Annotated in this window: 1 protein-coding gene; it reads left to right on the top strand. The window is 76.6% G+C overall.

Features of this window, described 5'->3' with window-relative positions:
• A partial coding sequence (mutS, locus tag OZN99_RS31560) for a DNA mismatch repair protein MutS (RefSeq protein ID WP_270939144.1) occupies positions 1 to 1,402 on the top strand: 1,402 nt, incomplete at both ends.

Here is a 1,402-nt window from a genome sequence, read left to right as displayed (position 1 = left end):
GCTCGGCCTGGACCTCGCCGCGCGGCTGCTCACCGTGCTGGAATCGCCGGCGCTGCCGGTGCCGCCGCTGGTCGCGCGGGCCGCGGCCGCGCTGCGGCTCGATCCCGGCCTGCCGGCCGAGCTGGAACGCGCGCTGTCCGAGAAGCTGCCGGCGCGGCTGGAGGATGGCGGGATCATCGCCACCGGCTACGACGGGGAGCTGGACGCGCTGCGGCGCCTGCGCGACGGCGGGCGGGAGGCGATCGCGGCGCTGCAGCTCGACCTCGCGCAGGCCTGGGGCGTGGCCAGCCTGAAGATCCGGCACCACCAGCAATTCGGCTTCCTGGCCGAGCTGCCCGCCGCCCCGGCCGAGAAGCTGCTGCGCGAGCCGCCCCGGGGCATCGCGGCGGAGCATGCGCCGATCCACCGCCAGACCATGGCCAACGCCGTGCGCTTCACCTGCCCGGCGCTGGCGGAGCTGGACCGCAAGGTGGCCGAAGCCGGCGACCGCGCCGCGGCCCGGGAACGCGCCTGCGTGGCCCATCTGCGCCGGCGGCTGCTGGAGGCGGGCGACGCCATCTCGGCCGCCGCCCAGGCCATGGCGGAGCTGGACCTGCACGCCGCCGCCGCGACCCTGGCCGCGGAGGGCGGCTGGTGCCGGCCGGAGATCACGGAGCGCCCGGACTTCGCCATCGCCGCCGGCCGCCACCCGGTGGTGGAGGCGGCGCTGCGCAAGGCCAAGGGGCCGGCCTTCGTGCCGAACGACTGCGACCTGTCGCCGGGCCGGCGGCTGTGCCTGCTGACAGGGCCCAACATGGCCGGCAAGTCCACCTGGCTGCGGCAGAACGCGCTGCTGGTGGTGCTGGCGCAGGCCGGGTTCTTCGTGCCCGCCGCCTCCGCCCGGATCGGGCTGGTGGACCGGCTGTTCAGCCGGGTCGGCGGCGGCGACGACATCGCCGGCGGCCGTTCCACCTTCATGGTCGAGATGGCGGAGACCGCCGCCATCCTGAACGGCGCCACCGCCCGGTCCCTGGTGGTGCTGGACGAGGTCGGGCGCGGCACCGCCACCTGGGACGGGCTGGCCATCGCCTGGGCGGTGCTGGAGGCGCTGCACGACCGCATCCGCTGCCGCGCCATCTTCGCCACCCATTTCCACGAACTGACCGCGCTGGCCGGCCGCCTGCCGGAACTGCGCCTTTCCGCCATGAAGGTGCGGGAATGGCGGGGCGAGGTGGTGTTCCAGCACCTGGTGGGCGAAGGCGCCGCCGAGAAGTCCTGGGGCGTGCACGTCGCCCGGCTGGCCGGCGTGCCGCGCGGCGTGCTGGCCCGCGCCAGCCAGGTTCTGGCCGCGCTGGAGGCGCGCGCCCGGGCCGGCGGGCCGGATGCGCTGGCCGAGGAGCTGCCGCTGTTCGCACGGCCGGCC

Origin of the sequence: Falsiroseomonas oryzae (assembly GCF_027856955.1) — a bacterium.
Taxonomy (GTDB): domain Bacteria; phylum Pseudomonadota; class Alphaproteobacteria; order Acetobacterales; family Acetobacteraceae; genus Falsiroseomonas; species Falsiroseomonas oryzae.
Note: the sequence above shows the minus strand (reverse complement) of the source record. Positions and strands in the feature narration are given on the sequence as shown.